Annotated in this window: 24 protein-coding genes; 15 read left to right on the top strand and 9 right to left on the bottom strand. The window is 71.4% G+C overall.

All coding sequences use genetic code 11. The features are described from left to right. The first annotated feature begins 236 nt into the window (after positions 1-236). From AB0G04_RS26945 to AB0G04_RS26960, 4 genes are all read left to right on the top strand, one after another. Entirely contained in the window at positions 237-875 is a 639-nt protein-coding gene (locus AB0G04_RS26945; RefSeq protein ID WP_360987932.1) for a hypothetical protein, read from the top strand. Positions 876-1,020: 145 nt separating this feature from the next. Then, a complete protein-coding gene (locus tag AB0G04_RS26950) occupies positions 1,021-1,581 on the top strand; it encodes a DM13 domain-containing protein (protein WP_360987934.1) in 561 nt (186 codons plus the stop codon). Positions 1,582-1,591: 10 nt separating this feature from the next. Continuing rightward, the gene (locus AB0G04_RS26955) at positions 1,592-2,425 is read left to right on the top strand and encodes a helix-turn-helix transcriptional regulator (protein WP_360987936.1); all 834 of its coding nucleotides are present in this window, start codon (positions 1,592-1,594) and stop codon (positions 2,423-2,425) included. Positions 2,426-2,507: 82 nt separating this feature from the next. Then, positions 2,508-3,890 carry an alpha/beta hydrolase gene (locus tag AB0G04_RS26960; protein WP_360987938.1) on the top strand — a complete coding sequence of 461 codons (1,383 nt, stop codon included), beginning with the start codon at positions 2,508-2,510 and terminating at the stop codon, positions 3,888-3,890. Here the strand turns inward: AB0G04_RS26960 and AB0G04_RS26965 are convergent. Together AB0G04_RS26965 and AB0G04_RS26970 are read right to left on the bottom strand one after the other, a co-directional pair. Further along, complete coding sequence (locus tag AB0G04_RS26965; RefSeq protein ID WP_360987940.1) at positions 3,877-4,767, bottom strand: Gfo/Idh/MocA family oxidoreductase; 891 nt, start codon at positions 4,765-4,767, stop codon at positions 3,877-3,879. The genes AB0G04_RS26960 and AB0G04_RS26965 overlap by 14 nt on opposite strands. A 22-nt stretch (positions 4,768-4,789) precedes the next feature. Then, complete coding sequence (locus tag AB0G04_RS26970) at positions 4,790-5,998, bottom strand: ROK family transcriptional regulator (RefSeq protein ID WP_360987942.1); 1,209 nt, start codon at positions 5,996-5,998, stop codon at positions 4,790-4,792. A 213-nt stretch (positions 5,999-6,211) separates the two neighbouring features. On the opposite strand from AB0G04_RS26970, the gene AB0G04_RS26975 reads away from it, so the two are divergent. The 5 genes from AB0G04_RS26975 to AB0G04_RS26995 all read left to right on the top strand — a co-directional run bounded on the left by AB0G04_RS26975 (position 6,212) and on the right by AB0G04_RS26995 (position 12,703). Beyond that, positions 6,212-7,261, top strand: a complete 1,050-nt coding sequence (locus AB0G04_RS26975) for a zinc-binding dehydrogenase (protein ID WP_360987944.1) — start codon at positions 6,212-6,214, stop codon at positions 7,259-7,261. Beyond that, positions 7,258-8,076: a sugar phosphate isomerase/epimerase family protein gene (locus tag AB0G04_RS26980; protein WP_360987946.1), complete on the top strand. Its 819-nt coding sequence runs from the start codon at positions 7,258-7,260 to the stop codon at positions 8,074-8,076. Before AB0G04_RS26975 ends, AB0G04_RS26980 begins: the two co-directional genes overlap by 4 nt. Then, the gene (locus AB0G04_RS26985) at positions 8,073-9,401 is read left to right on the top strand and encodes a trehalase family glycosidase (RefSeq protein WP_360987948.1); all 1,329 of its coding nucleotides are present in this window, start codon (positions 8,073-8,075) and stop codon (positions 9,399-9,401) included. The genes AB0G04_RS26980 and AB0G04_RS26985 overlap by 4 nt, the downstream gene beginning before the upstream one ends. Next, the gene (locus AB0G04_RS26990; protein WP_360987950.1) at positions 9,398-11,215 is read left to right on the top strand and encodes a glycogen debranching N-terminal domain-containing protein; all 1,818 of its coding nucleotides are present in this window, start codon (positions 9,398-9,400) and stop codon (positions 11,213-11,215) included. Before AB0G04_RS26985 ends, AB0G04_RS26990 begins: the two co-directional genes overlap by 4 nt. Positions 11,216-11,353: 138 nt before the next feature. Continuing rightward, on the top strand, positions 11,354-12,703 hold the full coding sequence (locus AB0G04_RS26995; RefSeq protein ID WP_360987952.1) for a glycoside hydrolase family 6 protein: 1,350 nt from the start codon (positions 11,354-11,356) through the stop codon (positions 12,701-12,703). Positions 12,704-12,852: 149 nt separating this feature from the next. On the opposite strand, the gene AB0G04_RS27000 is transcribed toward AB0G04_RS26995, so the two are convergent. Beyond that, entirely contained in the window at positions 12,853-13,020 is a 168-nt protein-coding gene (locus AB0G04_RS27000; RefSeq protein WP_360987954.1) for a hypothetical protein, read from the bottom strand. A 521-nt stretch (positions 13,021-13,541) separates the two neighbouring features. On the opposite strand from AB0G04_RS27000, the gene AB0G04_RS27005 reads away from it, so the two are divergent. Continuing rightward, positions 13,542-13,868, top strand: a complete 327-nt coding sequence (locus AB0G04_RS27005) for a TraR/DksA C4-type zinc finger protein (protein WP_360988071.1) — start codon at positions 13,542-13,544, stop codon at positions 13,866-13,868. 62 nt (positions 13,869-13,930) lie between these two features. Then, complete coding sequence (locus tag AB0G04_RS27010) at positions 13,931-14,269, top strand: hypothetical protein (protein ID WP_360987956.1); 339 nt, start codon at positions 13,931-13,933, stop codon at positions 14,267-14,269. 63 nt (positions 14,270-14,332) lie between these two features. On the opposite strand, the gene AB0G04_RS27015 is transcribed toward AB0G04_RS27010, so the two are convergent. The 3 genes from AB0G04_RS27015 to AB0G04_RS27025 form a co-directional block, all read right to left on the bottom strand. Continuing rightward, positions 14,333-14,569: a DUF4229 domain-containing protein gene (locus AB0G04_RS27015; protein WP_360987958.1), complete on the bottom strand. Its 237-nt coding sequence runs from the start codon at positions 14,567-14,569 to the stop codon at positions 14,333-14,335. A gap of 67 nt (positions 14,570-14,636) precedes the next feature. Next, on the bottom strand, positions 14,637-15,281 hold the full coding sequence (locus AB0G04_RS27020; protein ID WP_360987960.1) for a maleylpyruvate isomerase family mycothiol-dependent enzyme: 645 nt from the start codon (positions 15,279-15,281) through the stop codon (positions 14,637-14,639). A 118-nt stretch (positions 15,282-15,399) separates the two neighbouring features. Beyond that, a complete protein-coding gene (locus AB0G04_RS27025; protein WP_360988073.1) occupies positions 15,400-15,993 on the bottom strand; it encodes a TetR/AcrR family transcriptional regulator in 594 nt (197 codons plus the stop codon). Between the two features lie 111 nt (positions 15,994-16,104). Between AB0G04_RS27025 and AB0G04_RS27030 the strand changes: the two genes are divergently transcribed. Together AB0G04_RS27030 and AB0G04_RS27035 are read left to right on the top strand one after the other, a co-directional pair. Further along, positions 16,105-17,151, top strand: a complete 1,047-nt coding sequence (locus AB0G04_RS27030; RefSeq protein ID WP_360987962.1) for an MBL fold metallo-hydrolase — start codon at positions 16,105-16,107, stop codon at positions 17,149-17,151. Positions 17,152-17,186: 35 nt separating this feature from the next. Then, a complete protein-coding gene (locus AB0G04_RS27035) occupies positions 17,187-17,729 on the top strand; it encodes a permease-like cell division protein FtsX (protein WP_360987964.1) in 543 nt (180 codons plus the stop codon). 18 nt (positions 17,730-17,747) lie between these two features. On the opposite strand, the gene AB0G04_RS27040 is transcribed toward AB0G04_RS27035, so the two are convergent. From AB0G04_RS27040 to AB0G04_RS27050, 3 genes are read right to left on the bottom strand one after another with little or no spacing between them, the layout of a single operon-like run. Next, entirely contained in the window at positions 17,748-18,167 is a 420-nt protein-coding gene (locus AB0G04_RS27040; RefSeq protein ID WP_360987966.1) for a DUF6069 family protein, read from the bottom strand. Beyond that, complete coding sequence (locus AB0G04_RS27045; protein WP_360987968.1) at positions 18,160-18,624, bottom strand: SRPBCC domain-containing protein; 465 nt, start codon at positions 18,622-18,624, stop codon at positions 18,160-18,162. The genes AB0G04_RS27040 and AB0G04_RS27045 overlap by 8 nt, the downstream gene beginning before the upstream one ends. Continuing rightward, complete coding sequence (locus tag AB0G04_RS27050; RefSeq protein ID WP_360987970.1) at positions 18,621-18,965, bottom strand: metalloregulator ArsR/SmtB family transcription factor; 345 nt, start codon at positions 18,963-18,965, stop codon at positions 18,621-18,623. Before AB0G04_RS27050 ends, AB0G04_RS27045 begins: the two co-directional genes overlap by 4 nt. A gap of 161 nt (positions 18,966-19,126) precedes the next feature. Between AB0G04_RS27050 and AB0G04_RS27055 the strand changes: the two genes are divergently transcribed. Both AB0G04_RS27055 and AB0G04_RS27060 read left to right on the top strand, forming a co-directional pair. Continuing rightward, positions 19,127-20,827 carry a cellulose binding domain-containing protein gene (locus AB0G04_RS27055; RefSeq protein WP_360987972.1) on the top strand — a complete coding sequence of 567 codons (1,701 nt, stop codon included), beginning with the start codon at positions 19,127-19,129 and terminating at the stop codon, positions 20,825-20,827. Next, positions 20,781-21,338, top strand: a complete 558-nt coding sequence (locus AB0G04_RS27060; protein WP_360987974.1) for a TetR/AcrR family transcriptional regulator — start codon at positions 20,781-20,783, stop codon at positions 21,336-21,338. The genes AB0G04_RS27055 and AB0G04_RS27060 overlap by 47 nt, the downstream gene beginning before the upstream one ends. Positions 21,339-21,400 lie beyond the last annotated feature (62 nt).

Here is a 21,400-nt window from a genome sequence, read left to right on the forward strand (position 1 = left end):
GGTGGCGGTCCGCCCAGTCTCCCGCAGCTGCGGGACCGATACCGGCGGCAGGCGGCAGGCCGCCACCACCGTTGTGGACGGCGAGATCCGCTGGCAGGGCCGGCTCTAGCTCGGGGACGAGGAAGCCGGAGCGCATGGTCACCTGCGGACGGCTCACGCCGGTGCCGGGCGGGAGCCCACAGCGGTCCGGTCCGTTGCGGGTCGTACGCCTGGACACCGCGCGATAGCGTCACCGGATGCACGTGATCGAAATGACGTCGGAGCCGGCTCGTCCCGGGGATCGCGACACTGTCGGCGGCCATCCGATCATGGAGCCGGGCCAGCCGTGGCCAGCATGCACCTGCGGCGCACGGATGGCGTTCTTCTTCCAGATCGACGTACCGGACGACGTCGCCATCTTCGGCGGTGAGCATCTGCTGGTTTTTCAGTGCCCCGTGCACAACGAGCCCAATTTCGGCCCGGCCCACCTTCCGGACCGGTATTGGGAGACGCCGTCGGGTGAGAACGACATGGTGCACTGGCGGATCCTGCTCCACCGCGGAGGCGAGGCGTCCGACGCCGCTGACGAGTTCCTGCAGCCCCGCCGTCTGGTGCTGCGTGACGCCGGCCCGGACGACGAGTGGGACTTCCGGGTCGGTGGCGAGCCGGCGTGGATCCAGGGTCCGGAGGAGTGCATCTGCGCTTGCGGTGCCGTTCTGAGGTTCCTGGCCCAGATCCCGGAGAACTTCGGCTTCCCCAAACAGGCCCAGGCGCCGGAGCAGGACGCCTGCTTCGACTTTGACGCGTACGGCCTGCTGCTCGGCAACATGATCTACATTCTCGCGTGCCCGGACCGCTGCCACCCGGCCGCGGCCTGGCCGGCCAACCAGCACTGACCCGCGGCACAGCGACACCGCGCCGGCACGGCCGCAACCTGGCCGGCCAACCAGAACTGACCCGCCGGCATGCGGCATGGGCTGTAAGCGGATCGTAAGCGGAGCGGCCTGGTGATCATCGGCACGGGACGATTGACTCTGACCTGTGATTCGCCGACTTCTCAGCAAACCTGTCACCTGGATCGTCGTCGCGGTGCTCGGCATCGGTGGCGCGGGCGCCCTCTACTGGTTCCAGCCGTGGCGGTTGTTCACCGACACCGTCGTGACGGAGGCCCTGACCGTGGTGCCGTCGTCGGCGCCCGAACCGTCGGCGTCGTCCGGTTCCGCATCGGCGCCGCCGGTCGTGCCGTCGCCGGTGGTGGTCGCCGAGGGGAAGTTCGTGACGCACGAGCACGACACCAGCGGCACGGCCCGGATGGTGCGCAACCCGGACGGCAGCCACCAGCTGGAGCTTGTCGGTCTGGACACCAGCGACGGGCCCGACCTGCGGGTGTGGCTCTCCGACCAGAAGGTGGCCGGCGGGGTCGCGGGCTGGCGGGTCTTCGACGACGGCAAGTACGCCGAACTGGGCAAGCTCAAGGGCAACCACGGCGACCAGGTGTACCGGCTCGACGCGGACGTGGACCCGGCCGCGTTCCGCAGTGTCAGCATCTGGTGCAAGCGGTTCGCCGTCTCGTTCGGAGCGGCCACCCTGGACGCCGCCTAGGAGTGTTCCGATGGGTCGCAGGTGCCAGCAGTGTGACGCCCGCTATGTCGGGCAGCCGGGCAGCGGTGGCTGTCTCGGGCATCTCGACGGCATGCGCCTGTTCGAGGCGCGGTGCGGGTTGGACGGCACGCGGTACGGCCCGGTGGCGTACGAGTCGGTCACCCGGCTGGTGCTGCCCCGCTCCGGGGCCTATCTGATGCGGGTCAACGGGCAGGAGGTGTTCGTCGACAGCGGCACCGCGGTGCTGACCCGCCGCGGCGACGAACTTCGGGTGGCGCATCCGCTCGGCGGCGGGGACACGTTCACCGCGGTGGAGCTCGACCCCGAAGCCTGCGACCGGTTGCCGCGGCGGGCGTACCGGTTCCGGCTGGACGACACCACGGATCTGCACCACCGGGTGCTGCTGGCGGCCTGCCGGCGCGGTTTCGACAAGCTCGCCGCTGGCGAACAGTTGCAGGCCGTGCTGGGCCGGCTCGCACCGGACGCCGCCGGGGACGGCCCGCGGCGCGCCGCGACCGCGGTGGCGCATCGGCGGCTGGTCACCGACACCCGGGAGGTTCTCGCCGGCGGCCGGTACGCCCAGGGGCTGACCGAACTCGCGCGCCAGGTCAACTGTTCACCGCACCATCTGAGCCGGATCTTTCGCGCGGTCACCGGCGAGACGCTCACCGAACATCGCAACCGGATGCGGATCCGCGCGGTCCTGACCGACCTGCAGGACGGCGACGACTGCCTGCGGACCTTGGCGGCCCGTTACGGCTTCGCCGACCAGTCGCACCTGACCAGGGTGGCCCGCAAGCACCTGGGACAGGCACCCGCCACGGTCCGGCGGATGCTGAACTGAGCAAACGAGCACGAATGTCCAACGTCGCGGCGGCCGGGCGGGTGTCGCATCAGGAGAGCCGCCCCGCGTCTGGAGGAGAACCGTGCCAGCATTGACCCGAGCGTTCCGATGGACCGCCGCCGTTCTGACGAGCGTCGCCCTGACCCTGCCACCCGGTGCGCCGGCCGCGGCCGGTCACCATCCCCGGCTCACCGATTCCGCTCCCTGCGCCGAGATCGCCACGTTCACCTGCTCCTACCTGACCGTGCCGCTGGACCGCAGCGGCGCGCGGCCCGGCACGCTGCGGCTGCGGGTGGCGGTCGCGAACAACGCCGACGCTCCGCGCGGTGTGCTCATGGTGCTGTCCGGTGGCCCCGGCCAGCCCGGCCCCGCTCTGGTGCCGCGTATCTCGCAGCGACTGTCGTACCTGCTCACCGACTACCGCATGGTGATGATCGACCAGCGTGGAACCGGTGCGGGCGCGATCGACTGTCCACGGTTGCAGGCCGAGGTGGGTGCCTCCGACGTCACACCGCCCACCCCGGCCGCGGTCCGGGAGTGCGCGGACCTGCTCGGCCGCGACCGTAACCACTACACCACCGCGGACACCGTGGCCGACCTGGAGGATCTGCGCCGCGCGCTGGGCGTACCCCGGTGGACGCTTGATGGCGTGTCCTACGGCAGTTTCGTGGCCGAGCACTACGGCCTGACCCATCCCCGGCGGGTGGAACGGATGGTGCTGGACTCGGTGGTGCCGCAGAACGACCTGGACCCGCTGTACGTGGACAGTCTCGGCCGGGCCGGCGAGGTGCTGCGAACCGCCTGCCGGGAACAGCAGTGCGGTTACGATCCGGCCGCCGAACTGGCCGAGGTGGTACGCCGCTACGACAACGGTGTCGGCGTCCTGGACCTGCTGGTCATCGCCAGCATCGTGGACCCGGGACTGACCGCCGCGAACTTCTACCCGGTGCTCAGCCTGCTGCATCTGGCCGCGCAGGGTGACCCGGGCCCGCTGAACTCCGTCATCGAGGACCTGCGGCACGGCACGTTCACGCCGCCGGCCGAGTTCAGCTCCGGTCTGCACGTGGCGACGCTCTGCGGAGATCTGCGCAGCACGCCGTGGGGTGACGCGAGCACCCCGTTGCGTTTCCGGGACGCGGCCGTGGAACGGGCGCTGGCCAAGGTGTCCGCCGACGAGGCGTGGCCGTTCGAGCCGCGGACCGCGGTGGAGCAGGGCATCATCGCCGGATGCCGGTACTGGCCGCCGTCGCAGCCCAATCCGCGCCCGCCGTACTCCCGGCTCACCATGCCGGTCCTCATGATCAACGGCGACCGGGACCTGTCGACGCCCCTCGAGTGGGCTCGGGAGCAGGCCGCCCTCACCCCGCACGGCCGGCTGGTCGTCATCGAGGGCATGGGCCACTCGATCCAGGGCCGTAACGCCGAGGGTGACCGGGTGGTGCGGGAGTTCCTCACCGGACGCTGACCGCGGCCCGATCGAGCAGTTCCTGCAGCATCAGCCCGTGCCGCACGTCGAGGACGTGCGGCACGCCGGCGCGTACGGCGGCGGCGAACTCGGCCCGCAGCACCGGCCAGCACTGCCCGTGATCCACCGCGCCGAAGTCGAGTGCCAGGACCCCGGCCGGGCCGTACAGCTCGATCCCGGCGTCGGAGGCCGTCAGCCCGACGGCCCCGGACAGCGACATCTGGCTGACCGCACCGCCGTGGTGCCGGCAGGTCAGTTCGATCCAGCGGCGGCTGTCGCCGGTGGCGTGCACCTGCTCGATCGGGCCGAGGGCGGCGCCGGCCAGGTCCAGCAGGTGGGGGCCGAGGTCGTACAGGGCACCGCGGGTCAGCCGCCATCCGGTGGCCATCGAGCCGTTCAGGAACGCGCCGTGCAGGTAGCGGCTGCGGGCGCCGGTCGCGTCGAAGTCCGCCGCCGCGCTCAGGAACGCGCGCGTGGCGGGGTGGTAGCGCTTCGTCAGCACCAGCTGAGTGACCACACCCGCCTCGGCCACGGCCTCCGCGACGGCCCGCGCGCCGCCGGGATCGAGGGCGAGCGGCTTCTCCAGCAGCAGGGCCTTTCCGGCGCGGGCGGCGCGGGGCGCGAGTTCGGCCTGCACGTCCGGCGGCACGGCGAAGGCGACGGCCTCACATCGGGAGAGCAGATCCTCGTACGAGACGGCGGCGTACGTGCCCAGCCGGGCGGCCAGTTCCCCGGCGGCGCCGGCGCGGCGGGCCCAGACGGCGGCGAGCCGGGTCTCGGGGCCGGCGGCCAGCACCGGGCCGTGCATCGTCGCGGCCCACGGCCCGGCGCCGACCAGTCCGACGTCGACCGGCGGCGTGCGGTGGTTCCATTCCATGACGGACATTCTGCGGGACGCCTCAGCAGCTCACCGGCACTCCGGCGGGCATCAGCCGCGCGAGTTCGGTGTCCACCGCGGCCGGCGCGTACACCTGGTCGACGACCATCGCGTACCCGCCGATCACCGCCGAATGGGCTCCGAGCCGGCTCGCGCTGACCTCGAGATGGCGGGTCGACCGGGGCAGGGCGCACTGGTAGAGCACCTCCCGCACCCCGGTGACGAAGTGGATGTCGGCCAGGTCACCGGCGATGACGAGGACCGCCGGATTGACCATGCACACCACGGTGGACAGCACCTCACCGACCAGCTTGCCGGCCGTACGGGCCAGGTGCACCGCCTCGGCGTGCCCGGACCGGATCCGCTCGACGAGCTCGGCGCCCGACGAGGTGCGGGTACCCGAGGCGGTGAGCCGCTGTGCCAGCGCCAGGCCGCTGGCCACCGCCGCCAGGCACCCGTAGAGGCCGCACTCGCACCGGGCCTCGCGATGCTCGTACAACCGGATGTGCCCGATGTCGCCGGCACCGCCGTCGATGCCCCGGTAGACCTGCCCGTCGATGACCACGCCCGCGCTGATGCCGGTGGCGACCTTGACCAGCACGAGCGCCGGGCAGTCCGGATAGTGGACGGCCTGCTCCCCGAGCGCCATCAGATTGGCGTCGTTGTCCACGTAGACCGGCCGCTGCCAGCTGCGGCGCAGCCGCTCGGCGATCGGGTAGCCGTCCCAGCCGGGCATGAGCGGCGGCTGGGTGACCATGCCGGCGTCGAACTCGACCGGGCCGGGAACACCGACGGCGACCCCGCGGACCTGGCACGCGTCCCAGCCGGCCCTGGTCAGCACGCGCCGCAACGCGCCGTCGACCCAGGACAGCACCGCCTCCGGACCGTTGCCTATCTTGATCGGCTCGTGTTCCTCGGCGAGGAGCTGCCCGCTGAGGTCCACCACGGCGGCCCGGGCATGGTTGGCGCCGAGGTCGGCGACCAGCACCACGCCGTGAGCGGTGTCGAACTCCAGCAGCTCGGCGGGGCGCCCGCCGGTGGACTCCTCGAGACCGCCGGCGCGCAGGTAGCCGGCTGCCCGTAGCACGTCGATCCGCTGCGTGATGGTCGATCGGGACAGGCCTGTGTAGTTCTGCAGCTCGCCACGTGTCCGGGCACGGCCGGTACGAACCAGCCACAGCAGATGTCCTGCCGAGTTCTGGTTCCGGCCCCACCCATCCCTGGTCGGCACAGGCCGCTGACCCCTTCGCTCGCTCACGATCGCCGGCCGACTACCAGCAAAGCAGGCTCTCACGCGGTACGGCGTGCGGACCACCGACACGGCCGGTTTCACCCCCGGGGGCGGCGACTATTGCCCGGCGACCCGGCATAAGGCAGCCGATTCTCATACGTAAGATCCCGCGTTCTGCCCGCGCGGCCGCGGTTAGTGCGATGAAATGTCCGAGTGTCCCTGACAGTGCAGATCACCTCTCCACGCCACGTCGAGGTGATCGACCAGCCCACCCCGCAATTGCGCGCCGGCCACGTCCGGGTGCGTACCACCTACTCCGGAATCTCCGCCGGCACCGAACTGACCGCCTACCGCGGATCGAACCCGTACCTCACCCGGGCCTGGGATCCGGACCTGCGCGTGTTCACCGAGGACGCCGGCGGCCTCAGCTATCCGGTCGCCGGGCTCGGCTACTCCGAGGTCGGCCAGGTGGTCGAGGTCGCCCCCGACGTCGCCGACGATCCCGGCCTGCCACCGGCCGGCACCCACGTGTGGGGCATCTGGGGTCACCGCGGCGAGGCGGTCCTACCGGCCGAGAAACTTCGCGGCTGTACGGTGCCCGCCGGCCTCGACCCACTCGCCGCGACCTTCGCCCGCGTCGGTGCGGTCGCCCTCAACGCGGTTCTGGCCGCCGACATCCACCTCGGCGAGACCGTCGCCGTGTTCGGGCAGGGCGTGCTCGGCCTGCTGGCCACCCGGCTCGTCCGGCTCTCCGGCGGCACCGTCGTAGCGGTCGACGCCGTTCCGGCACGCCTCGAGAAGGCCCTCGAGTACGGCGCCGACACGGTCCTGGACGCCCGCGACGGCTCGGCCGGGCTGCACATCCGCAAGCTCACCGACGGACGTGGCGCCGACGTGGCGATCGAGATCAGCGGCTCGTACCCGGCACTGCATGAGGCGGTCCGCTCGGTCGCGGTCGGCGGCCGGGTGGTGGCCGCCGGCTTCTACCAGGGCGACGGCACCGGCCTGCGCCTCGGTGACGAGTTCCACCACAACCGGGTGGCCCTGATCTGCTCGCAGATCGGCGGCGTACCGGCGGCCGTCGCCGGGCGCTGGGACCAGATCCGGCTCAACCAGACGTTCCTGCGGCTCGCCCGGGACCGGCGGATCGACCCGGCCGGGCTGGTCAGCCACGTCGTCCCGGTCCACGAGGCGGCGTCCGCCTTCCAGATGCTCGACCGCAGTCCACAGGAGGCACTTCAGGTGGTGTTGACATTCCCATGATCAAGATCTCTTGCCAGGAGCAGCTGCTGCCGGGCAACACGCTGCAGGAGAAGTTCGCGTTCGCCCGCGACGCCGGCTACGACGGCATCGAGGTGCGCGGCCACGGCGGCTTCCGGTTCCGCGACCGGCTGCCCGAACTGCGGCAGGCCGCCCGTGACGGCGTACCGATGCCCTCGGTCTGTGTCGACATGCCACACTTCTTCGCCGCCTTCGACCCGGATCTGCGCCGCGACGCCCTCGATCAGATGAAGTCGCAGCTGTCGGTGATCGCCGAGGTCGGCGGTCCCGGCGCGGTGGCCTGCACGCCCGCGTCCTGGGGGATGTTCTCGCGCCGGCTGCCGCCGTTCGAACCGCCCCGCAGCGAGGCCGAGGACCGGGCGGTGCTGCTGGACGGGCTCGCCGAGCTCGGTGAACACGCGGCCCGGGAGGGTGCGATCCTGGCGCTGGAGCCGCTCAATCGGTACGAGGACCACATGGTCAACCGGCTGGACCAGGCGGTCGAGCTGATCGAGGCGGCCGGGCTGACCTCGGTGAAGGTGCTCGCCGACACGTACCACATGAACATCGAGGAGGACGAGCCCACGTCGGCGCTGGCCCGGGCGGCGGCGCATCTGGGTCATGTGCAGGTGAGTGACTCCAACCGCTTCCAGCCGGGCGCCGGGCACCTGGACTGGGCGGCGCTGCTGGGCACTCTCGACGCCGTGGGTTACCGGGGGCACCTGGCCGTCGAGTGCCGGCTGCGCGGTGAACCGGCGACCGCGGTCGCGTCGATCCCGGGTTTCCTGCGCCGCCACGACCTGCTGGTCGCGGCATGACGGCCACCGCTGTCGAGCCGGACCGTCAGCAGGCGTGCTCGCCGGCGTCCGGCGAACTGGACCGGGCGGCCCGGCGGGTGCTGCTCACCAACTGGCGTGGTCACGCCACCGTGCCGGCCGCCCGGCTCTATCCGCATCAGTGGAGCTGGGACTCGGCGTTCATCGCCATCGGGCTGCGGCACCTGTCCCCCGTCCGTGCGCAACGCGAGCTGGAGTCGCTGTTCGGCGCGCAGTGGCAGGACGGCCGGGTGCCGCACATCGTCTTCGACCCGCACGTGCCGGCCGACGCGTACTTCCCCGGTCCGTCGTTCTGGCGGTCCGGGCAGGCTCCCGGCGCACCGGGGGTGCCGACGTCGGGCATCGTCCAGCCGCCGGCGCATGCTCTCGCGGCGTGGGCGGTCCACACCGCCGACCCGGTGGCGTCCCGTGCCCGCGGGTTCCTGCCGCGCATCTATCCGCGGCTGGTCGCGTGGCACCGCTATCTGACGACCCGGCGCGATCTGACCGGCAGCGGGCTCATGTCGGTGGTGCATCCGTGGGAGTCCGGGATGGACAACAGCCCGGCCTGGGACGTGCCGCTGGCGCGGATCACGCCGGTGCCGGTCACCGAGTTCACCCGCCGCGACCTGGACCACGCGGCGGCCGGGGAACGGCCCACCGACACCGACTACGGGCGGTACGTGCGGCTGGCGCGCGACTACCGGGACGCCGGGTACGCCGACTCGCTCGGGGTGCACGGTTTCGCGGTGGAGGACCCGCTGTGCAACGCGTTGCTGGCCGCCGGTGAGCACGCGCTCGCGGCGATGGCCGCGGAGCTCGGGCTGCCCCCGGAGCGGCACCGGTCGGCCGCGGCGCGGATCGCCGGGAACATGACCACCATGTTGTACGACCCCGCGGCCGGCCTGTTCTTCCCGCGCGACGCGCACACCGGCCGCGTCCTGCGGTCGTACTCGGCCGGGGGTCTCATGCCGCTCGTCGTGCCGGACCTGCCGGTCGCCGCCGCCCTGGTCGAGACGGCGCTCAGCGACCGGTTCCGGCTGCGCGACGCCTGTCCGCTGCCGTCCTACGACCTGACGGCCGGCGATCATGATCCGGGCCGCTACTGGCGTGGGCCCGGCTGGGTCAACACGAGCTGGCTATTCTGGCACGGGCTGCGCCTGCACGGCGAGCGGGCGCTCGCCGGCGACCTGCGCCGCCGTCTGCTCGGCCGGGTCCGGGACGCGGGTTTCCGGGAATATTTCGATCCGCTCACCGGCTCCGGTCACGGCACCGACGGTTTCGCGTGGACGGCGGCCCTGGTCCTCGATCTGCTGCGCACACCGTGACCGGGCACTCGGTGGTCGCGGGCACCACCTGCCTGCTCACGGCCGTCGCCGGCGGCGATGTCACCGGCGACGGCACGGACGGGTTCTTCGCCGACGACTGCCGGCACCTGTCGCGGCTGGTGCTGCGCGTGCCGGGGGTGTCCCTGCGGGTGCTGCGCCGCGACGCGGCGGGCACGGTGTGCGTACCGGACACCGGGCGGCATGCCGATGCGCCGTACGCGATCGTCCGGCGGCGCGAGGTCCGGCCCGGATGCCTCGCCGAGTCACTGGAGCTGACCAGTTTCGTCACCACCGGACAGACCGTCGAGCTGGGCTACGAGCTGGCGGCCGACTTCGCCGACCAGTTCGAGTTGCGCTCGGCGGGAACGTTCGACAAGTCGGACGCGATCCGGGGTACGGACGTGTCGGGCGGGCGGCTGTCCTTCTCGTACGCGCGCCGGGGTTTCCGCCGCGGGACCACGGTCGGCGCCGAACCGGCCGCCGGCGTCTCCGCCGACGGATTGCGCTGGTCGGTCGAGCTGCCGCCACGGGGTACGGTCACGCTGCGGATCACCGTGACCGCCACACCGCCCGCCGCACCGCCGCCCCTGCCGGTGACGCCACCCGCCGCCGGACGCGCTCCCGCGGTGCTCCGCGACGACCTGACCCGCTGCGTACGTCAGGGGCTGGCCGACCTGGACGCGCTGACCATGCCGGCGCCGGGCGTGCCGGGTGCGGTCGTGCCCGCCGCCGGGGCACCATGGTTCCTCACCGTCTTCGGCCGCGACAGCCTGCTCACCTCGCTGTTCGCGGTGCACCACCGGCCCGAGCTGGCCGCCGGCACGTTGCGGGTGCTGGCCGCCAGCCGGGGCCGGGTCGTGGACGAGTCCCGGGTGGAGGAGCCCGGCAAGATCATTCACGAGTCCCGGCGCGGGGAACTCGCGACGACGGGCGAGGTGCCGTACGGCCGGTACTACGGTTCGGTGGACGCGACACCGCTGTTCCTCATGCTGCTCGCGGCCTATCACGAGGTGACCGGCGATGATCGGCTGGTCGTCGAGCTGGAGCCCGCGGCCCGCGCCGCGGCCGGCTGGATGTTCGGGCCGGGCGGTCTCGGCACCGGTTATCTGCGCTACCGCACCGACCTGCTGGGCCTGGTGCACCACTGCTGGAAGGATTCCGCCGACTCGATCGTCTTCGCCGACGGCACACCGGCCACCGGGCCGATCGCGGTCGCCGAGGCGCAGGCGTACGCCTATCGCGCGTTGCACGGCACGGCCCGGCTCGCCGCCCGGGTGTGGGACGACCCGGCGTGGTCGGCGACGCTGACCACGGCCGCGGCGGACTTGCGTGACCGGTTCGCCGCCGACTTCCGCCTGGCGGACGGGTTCGTGGCGCTGGCCCTCGACGCGAACGGCGCGGCCGTCGACGCGGCGGCCTCCAACGCCGGTCATGTGCTGTGGTGCGGGCTGCTCGACGACGACTGGGCGGCCGTTGTCGCCGCCCGGCTGGCCGGCGACGAGTTCTTCTCCGGCTGGGGGGTGCGCACGCTGGCCGCCGGGCAGGTGCCGTATCACCCGATGTCGTATCACCGCGGTGGGGTGTGGCCGCACGACACGGCGATCACCGCGGTCGCACTGGCGGCCGCCGGGCACCACGCCGGGGCGGCGGCCGTCGCGGACGGTCTGCTCGCCGCCGCCTCCTGGACGGGGGGCCGCCTGCCGGAGGTGATGACCGGCCTGGCCCGCGAACCGGGGAGCGGCCCGGTGCCGTACCCACATTCCTGCTCGCCGCAGGCATGGGCGGCCGCCGCGCCGCTGCTGCTGTCCTGGTGACCCGCCGAGGCCGCGTCCTCGGCTACCGCCCTGGTGACCGTCCCGGCAAGCTGGCGCCATCTGCGTGAATATTGCCCTGGGACATCGATACCTCTAATCTGGGAGCGCTCCCAAAGCATCCCAGGAGAGTGACCCCCGATGTCCCGTCCCCGCGTCATAGCCATCGCCGCCGCCTGCACCACCCTGGCGGCGGCCGGCATCCTGATCGCCACCGGAACCGCCACCGCCGGCACGATCTCCGGAACCCTCTACCGTGACCCCGACACCCCGGTCGCCCGCTGGCTGCAGTCAAACCCCGGCGACTCGCGAGCCACCGTGATCCGCGACAAGGTCGCCAGTCAGCCGGCCACCCGCTGGCTGTCGAACTTCAACATCTCCACGATCGGCAGCGAGGTCGCCACCTACATCGGTGCCGCCAACGCCGCCGGGCAGATCCCCGCCCTGACCGTTTACGGCATCACCAACCGTGACTGCGGCGGTGCCAGTTCCGGCGGCGCCCCCGACCTCAACCAGTACCAGACCTGGATCGGCAACATCGCCCGCAACCTGGGCAGCCGGACCGTCGTCCTCAACCTGGAACCCGACTCGATCGCCCTGCTCACCTGCCTGAGCAGCAGCGAGATCGCCGCCCGCAACCAGGCCCTGCGGACCGCGACCCAGACGCTGAAGGCCGGCAACCCCAACGCCAAGGTCTACCTCGACGGCGGCCACTCCGCCTGGAACAGCGCCGGCGAGCAGGCCTCCCGCCTCGTCGCGGCCGGGATCGCCGGCGCGGACGGGTTCTACACCAACGCCTCCAACTTCCAGCCGACCAGCGCGGAGGCGGCGTACGGCCGATCGATCATCAATGCGCTGAACGGGCAGGGTGTCAGCGGGAAGCGGCAGGTGATCGACACCAGCCGCAACGGTGGCGCCAGTGGCGACTGGTGCGGTGACGACAACACCGACCGCCGGATCGGCCAATACCCGACGGTGAACACCGGAGACGCGAACATCGACGGCTACCTGTGGATCAAGCCGCCGGGCGAGGCGGACGGCTGCCGGTACGCGGCCGGCTCGTTCCAGCCGGACCTCGCCCACAGCCTGGCCAGCACCGCACCCAACCCGCCGTCACCGTCCCCGACGTCCTCGCCGACCTCGTCACCCTCGTCCTCGCCCTCCTCGTCACCGTCCTCGTCACCGTCGTTCCCGGTCGGTCCCTGTGGCGCGACCCTGCGGGCGACGAGCACCTGGAACGGCGGCTACCAGGGTGAGGTCAAGGTCCAGGCCGGCAGTGGTACACCCGGCGGATGGACGGTCTCCTGGACCCTCCCCTCCGGATCCTCGATCAACCAGGTCTGGAACGGCACGCTGACCTCGTCGGGTTCCACCGTCAGCGTCCGCAACGTCTCATGGAACGGCAACCTCCCCGCGGACGGCTCCACCACCTTCGGGTTCATCGCCTCGGGCACACCCGGGACGCCGGCCCTCACCTGCACCTCCCCCTGAGGTGGCGGCCCCGGGGCCGTGCCCGCACACGCGCCCCGGCCGGCCACCTCACCGATCGCGGTCGCGGCCGACCCACCAACCGGCCGCGACCGCGATCCCCTACCGGCGACGCACTCGCCCGGCAGTCTCACACGGGCCGGCCGGCAGCCTCAGACGGGCCGGCCGGCCGCTTGGCGGTTGCGGGCGTAGGCGCTACCAACGAAATGAGTCAGGTCGAGCAGTGCCGCGAGGACGACCCAGCCCCACTCCCAGCCGGTGAGCCCGATGCCGGGTGTGTAGAGGATGACGTACAGCAGGGTCGCGAACGGGAAGAACATCAGTCCCAGCAGCGGCCATGGGCCGCGTTCGGCGTGGCGAAGGACGGCAAGGGCGCGTTGGGCCGCGGACTTCTCAAGAAGGTCCCGGGCGCCGGCTGGATCTACACGGCACACGGCGTCTCGGAGGTGGTCGGCGACTGCCGCTAGGGACGGCGGTGGTCAGTGCCCCGGCGGCTCACGACGCCTTCGACAGCGGGGCACCGGTGAACCCGGGCGGCGCGTTGCGGCGCCTGGCTTCTTCGGGCCCCCCGGCCTATGGTGGTCCGATGCCGTCAACGGGTACCGAGATGGCCGTCACCGCGGTGACGGCTGTTCGTGCTGCCCACCGGCATGTCTCCCCGGTGCGGATCATCGCCGCCCGCGTTCCCGGCACGGCGGCCACCTACGGTCTGCCGAGCCCCGTCGCGACCGGTCGTGGCCCACCGGCGGAGATGAATTCTCGTATCACCGCCCAGGGCGAAGCTCATCAGCTTCGGCCCTTTTTTGTTTCCCGGAACCCATCGGACAGGAGCGTCCCGACGATGACCATGGACACCAAGACTCCAGGCCAGGATCACAACGCCGTGCGAGCGTCGCTGACTGAGGACTTCGCCTTCCAGACGGCAAGGCTGAAGGAACTTACCGAGATCAACGCCGACACCGGCGACCCGGCCCAGGCCCACGACCGGGCGGCGTTGCTTGCCGACACCCGCCGGAGCCTGGAGCTGATCACCGGTGCGTTGCGCCGGATCGCCGACGGTACCTACGGCGGCTGCGAGCGTTGCGGATCACCGATTCCGGCCGAGCGGCTGCGGGTGCTGCCGCATGCCCGGTTCTGCGTTCCCTGCCAGCGGAAGCAGCACGGCTGACGGCCGCCGGGGCTGCCGTGCCCTCCGGCACGGTGGCCCCGGCGATGCTCAGGGGAGCGTCGATGGACTCACTGTGGTTGTCGTTTCCGGACCCCACCGGCGGTACGGGCACGCGCGAACCGGTACGGCGATACCTCGACGGCCGGCTGACCCGCGAAGTCCTCGACGACGTCCTGGCCGTGGTCGCCGGACTCGTCCGGGAGAACCCACGGGGCGGTGAACTGATCCTCAGCCACCGCGACGACACCGTACTGATCGAGGTTCTCCGCCGGACCCCCGCCGGCCCGGCGGTCACGTCGTCGGCGAGCGGGCATGTGCACGGCGCCCACCCGGCGGGCACGGGCAGTGTCGTCTGGGTCGAGGTGCCGGTCCCCGCGTCCGGTCACCGGCCGGCGGACTGACGGCACCGCGCCTGGTGTCCGGTCAGCGTCCCGGCGGCTGACGGCTCCGTACCCGGCGTCCGGTCAGCGGTCCGGGGACCGGCGGCGCCGTTCCCGGCGGGCGTCGACGGCGGTAACGACCTGTTCGGCGACCTCCTGCCGGTTGCGCCGCAGCAGGAACACCGACAGCACCATGCTGACCGCGAAGGCGATCAGCATCCGCATCAGCAGGTCGAGCTTCAGCGGGGCCACGGTGAGCACCCCGAAGACCAGCGAGAAGTACAGGAGGCGAAGGGCGAGAAGCTGAAGGACGGGGCGCATGCGGATACCTCGGGCTGGAGGACGTGACAGCTCACCAGGGTAGGCCGTACCGCCGGGGGCCGGTATTTCAGCCGGTCACCCGGCGTCCGGTGAGGGTACGGGCGCCGGGTCCGGTCAGCTCGCCCGGCTCGGACGGACGGCCGGAGACGGCGAGCAGCAGGGCGAGCGCCGATCCGTGCACCTCCGGCCCGCTTCCCGCGTCGACGCCCTCGTCGGCGGCGACCAGCCGCAGTCCGGCCGCGCGCTCCCGGCCGCCGCCCATCTTCACGGTGGTGCGCAGCTGGAACAGCAGTGCCACCGCGACCTGGCCGGCGGGGTAGTCACCGCTGAGCCCGACCGCACGCCGGATGTCCTCACCGTGCACGAACGCCTCGACCAGCCGGGTCTCGATCGGTGCCGGCGGAGTGCTGGTGCGGTCGATCACCGCCCGTAACGCGCCGAGGGTCAGCGCCGGGTCGTCGTGGCGCTCGCGGGCGACGCCGAGGGCGTTCTGCCGGTCGAAATCGAACCTGGCCGTGATCATGTCGCGGACGAAACCGGCGCGGGTGGCCTTGGCACTGTCGACCAGGTGCGCCACGACGTCGTGGACGTCCCAGCCGGCGCAGGCGGTCGGAGCGGTCCACTGCTGGGGCGTCAGGCCGGCCAGGTCACGGGCCAGCGCGGTGCGTTCGTCGTGGATCGTCGTCCAGACAGCGGCGCGTCTCGCGTTCATCACACTACTAAAACAGTAGTTGACGCTACAATTCAAGTAGTAGCGCTTGCCGGAGGCTGCCTGCCTCCTGATCGACGCGACCCGGCGGACCCCTGACGGGATCCGTGGCAGCCGCCACTCATGGTGCGTATCCGCGCAGGACGAACGCGATGGTGTCGCTGACCCCCTCGTCGAGTTGCTCCTCGGTGAAGCCGCCGGTCAGGGCTAGGGCGGTCAGACCTTGAAGGGCGACCATCAGCGGTACGGACTGGCGGTCCACCGGCCCCGGCCGCACCTCGCCGCGGCGCTGCCCGGACTCGATCAGGTCGGTGGCCAGGTTCTTCAGGCGCTCGGTGGCGGCCACGAGTTCGGCTGTGGCGTCGGGATCGTGCTTGCGCCCGTACATGAGATCGAGAAGTGCGGTGTTGCCGGTGGCGAAGGCCAGATAGGTCCGGGCGAGGCCGGCCAGCCGCTGGGCGAAGGTGTCGCCGGCCTGCGCGAGGCTGGCGTCGAGGGCCGCGGTGAGGCGCTGGAAGCCTTCGAGCGCGAGGGCGTCGAGCAGCGCCTGCTTCGTCTTGAAGTGGCGGCTCGGCGCGGCCGGGCTGACCCCCGCCTCACGCGCGAGTTCCCGCAGCGAGAGCTCAGCGGGACCCCGCTCGCGCAGGGTGCCCTCGGCGAGTGTCAGCAGGGCCGAGCGGAGATCGCCGTGATGGTAGGGGCGGGCTTTCATGATCCCATCCTACCGTGATGTAAGCGACAACCACATTGTATGCGTTGCTTACATTGTTATCGGCGCCTACATTGAGGTCAGCAGGCAGGGTGCCGACAGAAGGAGTTGCCAGCCATGGACAACCGGTTCAACATCGCGGCACAGATCGGCGGGAAGGCCACCGGCGCTCGCCGCGCCCGCGTCGAGTCCTCGCCCCAGTTCTCCGGCGGGCGGTTCCGCAACAATGTGCCCACCAGCACCGGCATTCCCCTGTCAGCCGTCCCCCGGGTGGCCGTGGCCGCCCTTACCGGTGGCGACGCCCGCCGGCCCCACCGGCCCGTCCCGCTCGTCGAGCCCGCCCCGTCCGATGCGCGGGGGTTGCACATCACCTGGTACGGCCATTCGACCGCCCTGATCGAGATCGAGGGCCACCGGGTCATGCTCGACCCGGTGTGGAGTGACCGCTGCTCCCCGACCCCGCTGGCCGGCCCGCGCCGGCTGCACCAGCCGCCGATCGGGCTGCATGACCTGCCGTCCCTGGACGCCGTGGTGATCTCCCACGACCATTACGACCACCTCGACATGCCGACCGTCCAGGCGCTGGCCGACCTGCAGGCCACGATGTTCGTCGTCCCGCTCGGCGTCGGTGCGCACCTGGAGCGCTGGGGTGTGCCGGAAACCCGCATCACCGAGCTCGACTGGAACGAGTCGGCCCGGGTCGCCGGCCTCGAACTGGTCGCCACCCCGGCCCGGCACTTCTCCGGCCGCGGGTTCAGCCGCGACGAGACACTCTGGGCGAGCTGGGTGATCAAGGGTCCGACCCGCCGGGTCTTCTACTCCGGCGACACCGGCTACTTCCCCGGCTTCGCGGAGATCGGCGCCGAGCACGGCCCGTTCGACGCCACCCTGGTGCAGGTCGGGGCGTACGGCGGGGACTGGGCCGACATCCACATGGTGCCCGAGGACGGCGTGGCCACCCACGTCGACGTCCGCGGCGGCGTGATGATCCCGGTGCACTGGGCCACCTTCGACCTGGCCCCGCACCACTGGTCCGAGCCGGCCGACCGCACGTGGCGGGAGGCCAAGGCGCGCGACGTCCGGCTGGCCATCCCCCGGCCCGGCGAGCGGGTCGACGTGGACTGCCCGCCGGAGATCGACGCCTGGTGGCAGCAGATCGCATGATCGCCGGCCGCGGCCGCTTGATAGCCTCGGCCGCCGTGACCACCTCCGAACAACTCGAAGAATCCACGCCGGACAGTCCGCAGACGCCGGCGCCCGCCGCAGGGAGACCGGCCTGGCGCCGCCGGATCGTGCCGGCTGCCACCGTGGTGCTCGCGATGCTGATCGGCGCGGCCGCGGCCTTCGGGATCTTCCAGGTCGTCGGTTTCCCCGGCCGGCCCGAGCACCGTTTCACCGTCAACATCTACTTCGACGCCGAGGCCACCGCCGAGCAGAAGGCCGCGGTGGAGGCGAAACTCCCGCTGTTCGAACCGGTCGGCGAGGTGACCTTCGAGTCGAAGGACGAGGCTTTCCGCGAGTATCAGGAGCTGAGAAAGATCAATCCCAACGTTCCGGAGGTCACGGACGCGGCGACCCTGCCCGACTCGTTCCGGATGGAGACCGAGGGGTACCTGTTCGACTGCACGGGCTACACCGAGGTGCGGCACATGCCGGGCGTACGAAAGGTCCAGGTTCTCCAGGATCTCGTCAACGACTACGCCGCGCAGATCACGTGCAGTGCCGAGTACGCCCGTCCCTGACGACGGGCGCACCCGGCATCAGGTCGTCTGTGGAACGGGCTCGGCGGCACGCCGGTCGAGGGCGGCGACGGCCACGATGATGATCGGGACGAGGGTCAGGTGGCACAGCGCCAGACTGACCGTGCTGACCGTGTCGAAGTCGGCCGGCAGCGTCATCGTGACGATCGTGCCGGCCGCCAGCAACGGTCCGGCGATCTGCGCGGCCCGGCTCACCCAGCTCAGCCGCGGCGCCAGCAGGGCGACGGCGGTGAGCCCGGCAGCCAGCGGCACGACGCTGAACCCGGCGACCGTGAGCGCGTCGACCTCGGCCCGGCCGCCGGCGGCGGTGAAGGTGAACGTGCCCCCGGCCGCCCGGCTGATGAGGTGGATCAGCACGTTGACGATCGCCGCGAGAGCGGCCGCGGCGGCCACCAGCGCGGGCCGCGACAGCCTACGCATCGGCGGCCGCCGAGGACCGGCGGGTCAGGAAGGCCTCGATCCGGTCCAGTGCGCCGACCCAGACCTCACCGGCGAAGAAGTCACGGACCTCGGGTACGGGGAACCCGCTCTGCACCACGGTCATCAACGTGCCGTCGCCGGCCGCTTCGAACGACACCTCGATCCGGGTGGTCATCGACTGGCCGTCCGGGCTGACACCGACGGACTCGGTGACGAGCCGCCGCGGCCGGTCGATCTCGAGGAACGTCTGTGTCTCCCGGAACAGCGTGTCGGGGCTCGGTCCCCACACGGCCGTCTGCCGGCCGCCGACGCGCAGGTCGACCTCGATCTCCACGATCCCCGGCGTCTCGTCGAGGATGCTGAACCAGATCTTCTGCTTCTCGGCGTCGGTGTAGGCGTCGAAGACCTCCTCCGGCGTGGCGGGCAACTGGCGCGCCATCCGCATCTCCAGCGTCATTCGTCGGTTCCTCTCGGTTCGGTGCGCAGGGTGAAGTAGGCGTCGAGACCGTCCAGGCGACGACCCCAGAGCCGCTGGTAGAAACTGATCCACGCCATCGCGTCGTCGAGCGGGGCGACACTGAGGCGGCACTGCCGGGCCCGGCCGACCTTTTCGGTGACGACCAGACCGGCGTCCTCGAGAACCTGGACGTGCTTCTTCATGCCGGTCAGGGTCATTCCGGTGGGCTCGGCGAGCTCGCCGACGGTGGCGGGACCCTCTCCGAGCCGGATGAGGACTCCGCGGCGGGTGGGGTCGGCCAGGGCGGCGAAGACCCGATCCAGGACGGCTTGCTGAACCATGTGGTTCACCGTAGGACACTGAACCGGAAAGTTCAATGTCCCCCGTGGCGTCGAAAGCGTTACGCCCGACCGGTCCCGATGGTCGGCATTGAGCGGAATGGGAGCGCTCCCGTAGCGTCGGTACTCCCCCGCCTGGCAGCCCTTAATGACAGGAGCATCCCGTGCGAAAACTCATTGTCAGCGCCGGCGCCGCACTCCTGGCAGGCACCGCGGCCGCCGTCGCGTTGCCGGCCGGCGCGGAGGCCGCCGGCTGCGCGGTGCAATACGGTGTGCCGTCGCAGTGGCCGGGCGGTTTCAACGCCGACGTCACGGTCACGAATCTCGGCGACCCGCTGACAAGCTGGAACCTGACCTGGTCGTACGGCGCCGGTCAGACCGTCGCGCAAGCCTGGAACGCGGCCGTGACCCAGAGCGGCGCCGGGGTGAGCGCCCGCAACGTCGCCCACAACGGGGCGGTGCCGACCGGCGGCTCGGTGTCGTTCGGCTTCACCGGCACGTGGACCGGAAGCAATCCCTCCCCCACGAGCTTCGCGGTCAACGGCGTGACGTGCACCGGCGGCACGACGCCGTCCGGCGGCACGCCGTCGGTCAGTCCGAGCACCGGCCCGCCGGCCACCGCGGACATCACCGTGAACACCGCCACCCGTCATCAGACGATCGACGGCTTCGGCGCGGCGGTCTCGATCTGGGGCGGCGCCTGGTCGGCCGCCGAGACGCAAACCCTCGTCGGACTCGGCCCCGGCCAGCTGGGACTGTCGATCGTGCGTACCGGGATCTCACCGGTCTCCAGCGAATGGCCGACACATGTCAACGCCCTGAAGACCGCGAAATCGTACGGCTCCGGAGTGAAGATCCTGGCCTCACCATGGACCGCACCGGCTGCGTGGAAGACGAACAACAGCCGGATCAACGGCGGCAAGCTGAGGACCGACTTCTACGACGACTACGCCGGTCATCTCAGCAACTACGTCCAGTACATGCGCGGACAAGGGGTCGGCATCGACGTCACCTCGGTGCAGAACGAGCCCGACTGGCACCCCGACTACGACTCGATGGACTGGAGCGGCACCGAACTGCGCAACTTCGTCCGCGACCAGGGCGCCAAGGTGCAGAACACGAAGCTGATGGTGGCCGAGGCCGTAAACCTCAACTACGGCTACACCGACCCGGTCCTCAACGACACCACGGCCCGCAACAACATCGGCTACATCGGCGGCCACCTCTACGGCACCGAGGAGTCCGGGCGGCTCAAGAGCTACCCGCTCGCCGGTCAGCACAACAAGCCGGTGTGGATGACCGAATGGAACCTCCACGAGGCCGACGGCAGCGGATCGAACATCTGGGGAAACCGTGCCAACCCGGCGATCTGGAACGAAACCCTCGACGACATCATGCGTACGGTCCACCGGTCGATGGAATCGAACTGGAGCGCCTACATCTGGTGGTACGGCAAGCGGTACTACTCGTCCTCGGTGACGGCGAGGCCGCCTACGGCACCACCGCCGGAGCCGTGCTCAAGCGCGGCTACGCGTCTCCCAGTTCTCCAAGTACGTACGGCCGGGTCACCAGCGTGTCGCCCTGGCCAAGAGCACCAAGGCGTCACCGCTGGAGGTGACCGCCTACGAGGGCGGCGGCCAGGTCACGGTGAACGTGCCGGCCCGCAGCATCTCCACCGTCGTGCTCACCCTCTGACGGCGCCCACGCCCCGCCCGGCCGTCGGGCGGGGCGTGAGACCCTTGCGCGGTGACATCACCCCAGCCACGCCGCGGACGCGGACGACCCGGCCACGACCAGGCAACGGTTCTCTCGACCGCGGTGGGGCTGTTCAACCGCAAGGGGTACGACGCCACCAGCATCGGTGACCTGGCCGCCGAGCTGGGTGTCACGAAGTCCGCCATCTATCACCACTTCGCCAGCAAGGAGGATCTGCTCCGGCTGGCACTGGACGACGCGCTCGACGAACTGACCATGGTCGTCACAGCGGCCGCCGGCGACACCGACGGCACCGGCGCGTACGAACGGCTGCGCGGCGTAGTGCGCCGGTCCGTCGAGGTCCTGGCCGCCCACCAGCCGGCCGTCACCCTGCTGCTGCGGGTACGCGGCAACACACCGGTCGAGACGGAGGCCCTGAAACGGCGCCGGTGGCTGGACGACCAGCTCGCCGGCCTGGTGCGGGCCGCGATCGCCGAGGGCGCTCTCCGCGACGACCTGTCCCCCGATCTGGTCAGCCGCCTGCTGTTCGGCATGGTGAACTCGCTTGTCGAGTGGTACCGCCCGGAAGGCACCCACGACCCGGTCTCGGTCGCCGACGCGGTCACCTCGATCGCTTTCGACGGCCTGTCCCGGCGCGATCATCACCCCGGTGCCCGCTGAGCGTCGTCCGGCCGGAAACTGGTAACCCGGCCCGTGCGATGCGGGCCGTCATGTCGGCGTGA

The sequence above is a fragment of the Actinoplanes sp. NPDC023801 genome, from assembly GCF_040639655.1.
Taxonomy (GTDB): Bacteria; Actinomycetota; Actinomycetes; order Mycobacteriales; family Micromonosporaceae; genus Actinoplanes.